Origin of the sequence: Amycolatopsis sp. (assembly GCF_035276945.1) — a bacterium.
Taxonomy (GTDB): domain Bacteria; phylum Actinomycetota; class Actinomycetes; order Mycobacteriales; family Pseudonocardiaceae; genus Amycolatopsis_E.
The window spans coordinates 1-6,093 of record NZ_DATELF010000076.1 but is presented as its reverse complement, the minus strand read 5'-3'; the positions used below and the strand labels follow the sequence as shown (position 1 = coordinate 6,093).

Below are 6,093 nucleotides of genomic sequence, written 5' to 3'. Positions count from 1 at the left end.
GGCCCGACCGGAGACCGACACGTGGACAAGGCTGGACAGACCAGCAGACCAGCCCTGTCCAGAAACGTCCACCAGCCCAGCAAAGATCAACAATCAGAAACGAAGATCAATCGACAGCCCCGTCCACGGATTGAGGCTAAGTAACCGGCTAGCCGAGGCGACCGAGCTGCGGCTGCCGGCCACCCTGGTCTTCGATCACCCCAGCCCGAGGAAGCTCGCCGTCCTGTTGAGGCAGCGGCCGGAGGCGGTGGGAGGCCTGACGCCCCAGGCGGAAAGCCGCCCGCCGGGCACATTGGTGGGGCTGCTGCGGACCGCTGTCGAGAGCGGGCGCAGCGACGAGTTCATGGACCTGCTCTTCGCCGTGTCGCGCTTCCGGCCCGCCTTCCAGGCCGCCGATGGGGCCGAGTGGGTACCGGATCTGCTCCGGCTGGCCGACGGCTTTGAACAGCCGGTCCTTGTCTGCTTTCCATCGCTGCTGGCCATCTTCGGCCCGCATGAGTACGCCCGGATGGCCACCACTTTCCGCGCCCGGCGCACGGTGCTGGCGCTGCCCGGCTTCCGAGACGGCGAGCCGCTGCCCGCAACGGTGGAGGCGATCGTCGAACTCGGTGCTAGGGGCGTGCTGCGCGGTACCAAGGGAGCCCCCTTCGCGCTGCTAGGCCACTCCACGGGAGGCCTGCTCGCGCAGGCCACGGCGGCCCGGCTCGAAGAACTGGGCGCCCGCCCGGCAGCGGTTGTCCTGGTGGACACCTTCGCCCTCGACGGTGGGGGCGGCGGCGCCGAGGGCCCGGGCGCTGGAACCGAAGCGCCGTCCAGGATGACTGGCGCCATCCTCGCCCGGGACGGCGGCTACGGTTCGGTGGACGATGCCAAGATCACCGCGCCCACCCTGCTGGTGCGGGCTGCCGACACGTCCTCGGCTGGAGTGGTCGGCTCCTGGCCGCTTGAGCACGCCGCTGTCGACGGCCGTGGCGACCACTTCACCGTGCTGGAGGAGGACGCCCCCGCCACCGCCGAGCTGATCGAAGGCTGGCTCCGTGAGGTGTGCCCGCAAAGCCCTGACGATATGTGATCCCGGACGCTGAGAAGAACGACGAGAACGAGGAGAACCGGTATGACCTCCGAAAAGAGTGCCGCGTGCGGCATGTGGCTGCGCAGCTTCCACGAAGCGCCGGAGAGCCGGACGCGGCTGCTGTGCCTGCCGCACGCCGGCGGTTCGGCCAGCTTCTATCTCCCGGTCTCGGCAGCGTTGTCTCCGCGGATCGAGGTGCTCGCTGCACAGTACCCGGGCCGCCAGGACCGCCGCTCCGAGCCGGCCGTCGGCACCATCGCCGAACTGGCCGACCGGGTGCACGAGGTGGTGAGTGAGCTGGACGATCGCCCGCTGGCGATTTTCGGACACAGCATGGGCGCGATCCTTGGCTTCGAGCTGGCCCGGCGGCTTGAGGCCGACGGTCGGCCAGCCGCGGTGCTCTTCGCCTCCGGGCGGCGCGGCCCTCGCACCCACCGCTGCGAGCTGGTACACCAGCGCGACGACGACGGTCTGGTGGCCGAACTGAAAAACCTTAGCGGCACCGACGCCGCGCTGCTGGACGACGAGGAGCTCCTGCGCATGATCCTTCCCGCCGTACGCAACGACTACCGGGCGATCGAGACCTACGAGCGTCCGCCCGGAGCCCCGCTGAGCACCCCGATTGTCGCCCTGATCGGCGATGACGACCCCAAGTCGTCCGTAAACGAGGCCAAAGCGTGGGCCGAGGAGACCACGGGCGACTTCTCACTGCGGGTCCTCCCGGGTGGCCACTTCTACCTGGCCTCTCAACAGCGGGCCGTGCTGGAGACGATCACCGAGCGGGTGCGGGCCTACACCGCCTGACGTGAGGCGGTCTCCTGAGGCGAGTGGCGCAGAGTAGCGTGCAGCATTGCGCGACATGTCGGCCTCGCCCCGCGATCGACGCGCGACCACAGTCACGCGGCATGGCTGAGGCCGCCGGTCGTCGTGCCGCTGCTGGCCGTGAGGCAGAGCTCGCCGGGCAGGTCGTTGCGCTTGCTGACCTTGAGCTTGCGATAGACCCGGGTGAGGTGCTGCTCGACCGTGCTGAGGGTGATGAACAGCTCCCGGGCTATCTCTCGGTTGGTGTGCCCGAGCACGGCCAGCGAGGCGACCCGCCGCTCGGGGTCGCTGAGCTCGCCGGCCACAGCCGCTGGAGCTCGTCAATGGCCTGCAGTAGCAGCGCGGGGCGGTATTTGAGCTCGGCGACCGCCGCGCTGAGGCGCAGCGTAATGCCCCGGGAGCGGGAAGGCCCCGCTGGAGCCGCTTCGTCTGTTCGCCGATCAGCTCCTTGGCCTGCCGGTGGTTGCCCATCTCCAGGTAAACCCGGGCCGCCCCGCCGCGCCACGGCAGCACACTCGGCAGGTCGAGGTCCCATTCCCGCACCATCTCCCCGCAGATCAGGAAGTCCTCCAAGGCGGCGTGCGGGTCGTTGGTGGCCAGCCGGTACTCGCCCCGGGCGTACAGGTAGTGCAGGCCGCAGCGAGTCGTGTAGGTAGCCTGCGGGACCGGGTGGTTCAGCAGTCCGGCGGCTTCCTCGTACTTGCCCATCAGGGTCTGTGCCCTCAGCAGCGTCGTCAGCGGTAGGCCGATGTTGACGCCCCAGCACCGCCGCGGCATCTGCTCCAGCGCCGTCGTGGCGCAGCGTTCGGCCTCCGCCAGCCGACCCTGACGAACGTCGATCAGGCTGCGCAGCGCGAACAGCGGCGGGCGCCATCCCTCGGCGGCTCGGCCGATCCGGTCGAGCGGTTGCTCGCAGCAGAGCGCGGCCCGTTCCAGTTGGTCACCATAGATCAGCGCGAGCAGGGCGAACTCCACCTGCTCCCAATGCCGGTATGTCAGCCCGAATGCCGCGCAGCATCTGCTCCGCACCGAGGAAGGTGTTTTTGCCGGCCCGGCCGCTCAAAACCTCGTCCAGGACGGCGGCGGCCTGCAACTGTGGGTTGGCGCGGACCGCGCCCAGGGTGCCTGATGGTCCAAACCACCTGACCCTGGTTCGTCAGGCATGGTTGTAGCTGCTCAGCCAGCCGGTCGCTTGGTAGTCACCTTTCCAGGTGAATAGCGCTGTATCACCGCTGTCGCTGCCGTCGATGGTGGGCGCGGTGGCCTCACCACGGGGCATGGGCGTACCACGGTAGCGCGTGCCCTGCCATACCACGAGCATGCTTCCGTTCGGGCCGCTGGCCACCACGTGAAGGTCGTGTTTCTTGATCGTGGCGTTGGTGGCGCGCTCGCGGAGGAGGGCCTGGTAGTCCTCGTCGTTGAGTCGGCAGTGGTGTGGTCGTCCGCGACTGGTCCAGTCCGGGCTGCTGAGGCCTCTGCGGGTGGCGGCGTCCCAGAGTGTGGGGACGGTCTCTTCGAGGTGGGCGGGGGTGGCCATCTGCTCGCACATCCACAGCAGCCGGCCCGCGCCGCGTGGGGGTTGGCAGCGTCGCCAGCGGACCCGTTTGCTCAAGTCGGCGGCGACGATGGCGGCCCAGGGATGGATGGCGCCGAGCAGCCCCTGGCAGCCGATCCAGTGTAGGTAGCGTGGTGCCTCCTCGAGGACCGGGTAGAGGGCCATGTAGGGGATCCCTGCGACGGTGCGGGCACTGCGGTGGAATGCCGTGGGGTTTTCGGCGACCAGGTGCAGGGCGACGCGTGCGAGATCGCCGGGCTGGTAGTTGGTCGGGTCGTCGGGGCGGAGGAGCCTGCTGACGCTGGCCTTGAGTTCCTCGTTGATTGCCGTGCGGGCGAGTTTCGGTACGAGCGTGGAGACAAGGCCGATCAGGTTTGCCTCGGCCTCGCCCGGAGTGTCCGGAATGGGCGAGTCGGTCACAGCCAGTCGGAGTTCATGGCCGACAGTGGCCGGAACCATCAGCCGCGCGGTCAGTTTACCGAGTTCGGTCGGCGTGAATCCCGCGTCCTTACCCGGGTTTCCGGTTGCGATGAGCATGCCCGCGTCGATGAGGAAGTCCACGGCCTGGCGTAGTGGCTCAAGGCTGCGGTTCCCCTGCAGGTGGGCCAGCGTGCCGACCCACCAGTGTTCCGCTTCGGTTGAGGAGCGAACGCGGTGCTGGACGGCCTCGGCAAGGACGTGGTCGGGCAGGCTGGTCTCGATCTGCGAGCGGACGGTGTGCCCCGCCGTGAGTTTCGCCTGCCACGCAGGGCGTTCGTTCTCGGTGACGATGAGGAACGCCCAGCCCTCGTTCTCGCCCGCGCCGACCCGGCCGGCCCGGCCGAACATCTGTTGCACGGTTGCCACGTCGATCGGATTGAGCCCGATCTCGGTGTCCTGCACGATGACGGCGCGCGCGGGCAGATTGACCCCGGCCGCGACCGTCGTGGTGGCCACGAGCACGTCGAGGCGCCGGGCCCGGAAGTCGGCTTCGGCCTGTTTACGGTGTTCCCAGCCCTTGTAGTGCAGGCCTACCCCGGCGCTCTGGCAGGCTTCGTGGAGCCGCTCGGTGTTGTCGGGATGGAGCCCCTTGGTGTCTGCCCCCCGGGCGCCCGCGAGGATCAACGCTGTGCGGCGGACGTTGCGCTTGCTGCCGCAGAACACAAGGACGCTGCCACCATCGCGGGTGATCATGGTGGTGAGCGCGGTGGCCAGGCGGATCCGGGCGGTCTCGACAAGGTTCCAGTCGCGATGGGCGGCGATGGTCGGGGTCTGCCAGGTAAGTCGGCTCGGCCGCCAGGACAGCCGGAGCAGGCGCGCGCCCAGCCAGCCCGCGATCTGCTCGGCGTTGGACACGGTCGCCGACAGCCCCAAAATGCGCATTCCGTTGCCGGAACTGCGCATACGGGCCAGCAATGCCTCAAGCACCGGGCCGCGGTCGGTGTCGCCGAGCAGGTGAATTTCGTCGACGATCAGGCAGCCGATTTCGTCCAGTGCCTCGCGCAGCGCGGATGCCCGGCACATGGCTTCGAATTTCTCGGTGGTGGCGACCCACAGGTCGGCCTCGCGAACCTTCGCCGCGTCGACGCTGTGCTCACCGGAGAGCCGTTCGACGCGCAGTCCTTCCCGCCGCCACGCTTCCAGGTCAAAATCGAGTTCGTCGGTGAGCGATCGCTGTGGCACCAGCCAGGCCGCCTTCCGGCCTTCCCCGATGATGGCTCGCAGGGCAGCGGTCATGCCGATGACGGTCTTTCCCGCACCGGTTGGTGCGACGATCACCAGATGATCGTCCTGCTCTAGGACGAGGGGTACCGCAGCCGCCTGCGCGGGGTTGAGCATCGGGTACGGCAACAACCGTAGCCAGGTCTCGGGGACGGCCTTCGCGGCCGGGACCGCATCGGACTCGCCCGGTCCAGCCGGTGCGTGGGTCTGCCAGAGGAGGTTGTAGGTGTCCCGGGCCGCGGTCGCGGCAGCGCCAGACAACCGCTGGAACTGCCGAGGACGCGACCGGATCAGGGGACATTCCGAGGTGACGACCGTACAAGCGTCGGTGTCGAGACCGTCTCGGCCGGTGATGGTCTCCGTTTCGACCAGATACGGTATCTCCCGCGCCTCGATCCCGTTCGCGGAGAGCTTGTTCCGCAGGTCCTCGAACTCCTTGCCCGCGGGTATCAGGACGCGGACGTCGGCGTCGAGGGGCGCGACCGGCAACTCGGCATCAGGATCGGTCTGCTTGACCCACAGGATCTCCCCCATATCCCCCCAGTCTTGACTCGCTCGGTCCGCTGCCACCTTAGCCGGACGATACGGAAGACGATCAGGGGTGCTCGTGATCTCCCCGGGCGAGGTGATGATGAGAGAGCCGACTGGGGCACGGGTGGCGGAGCCGTTTCGGTATGAGTTCGGTCAGTTCGACGAACGGACTCACGCTTACGTCAACAGCATCCACCGCTGTCAACGCAGCGAACATCCCTGCCTGGTCAGCCGGTCACCACCGGCGCCTGGGCCGGGGCGTGCTTGCCTGGGCGCCTGAGGTAGGCGTCGGGCTCGAGACCCTGCGCTTCGAGAAGATCAGGAGTTACGCGCGGATGCGGATACTGTTGTCGCCGACACCAGACAACTCTGGGCCACGACCGTCGCTCCCGCATTCCCAGGTCTGTCCTGT

4 protein-coding genes are annotated in these 6,093 nt (G+C 68.4%); 2 read left to right on the top strand and 2 right to left on the bottom strand.

Features of this window, described 5'->3' with window-relative positions; all coding sequences use genetic code 11:
* Positions 1-130 precede the first annotated feature (130 nt).
* Together VJT49_RS13420 and VJT49_RS13415 are read left to right on the top strand one after the other, a co-directional pair.
* Positions 131-1,072 carry an alpha/beta fold hydrolase gene (locus VJT49_RS13420; protein WP_324165117.1) on the top strand — a complete coding sequence of 314 codons (942 nt, stop codon included), beginning with the start codon at positions 131-133 and terminating at the stop codon, positions 1,070-1,072.
* Positions 1,073-1,114: 42 nt separating this feature from the next.
* On the top strand, positions 1,115-1,876 hold the full coding sequence (locus VJT49_RS13415; protein WP_324165116.1) for a thioesterase II family protein: 762 nt from the start codon (positions 1,115-1,117) through the stop codon (positions 1,874-1,876).
* A 92-nt stretch (positions 1,877-1,968) separates the two neighbouring features.
* Here VJT49_RS13415 and VJT49_RS13410 read toward each other — a convergent pair whose 3' ends face one another.
* Together VJT49_RS13410 and VJT49_RS13405 are read right to left on the bottom strand one after the other, a co-directional pair.
* Positions 1,969-2,199, bottom strand: coding sequence for a helix-turn-helix transcriptional regulator (locus tag VJT49_RS13410; protein WP_324165115.1), 231 nt, complete (start codon positions 2,197-2,199; stop codon positions 1,969-1,971).
* A gap of 851 nt (positions 2,200-3,050) precedes the next feature.
* Positions 3,051-5,684: a DEAD/DEAH box helicase gene (locus tag VJT49_RS13405; RefSeq protein ID WP_324165114.1), complete on the bottom strand. Its 2,634-nt coding sequence runs from the start codon at positions 5,682-5,684 to the stop codon at positions 3,051-3,053.
* Between the last annotated feature and the right edge of the window lie 409 nt (positions 5,685-6,093).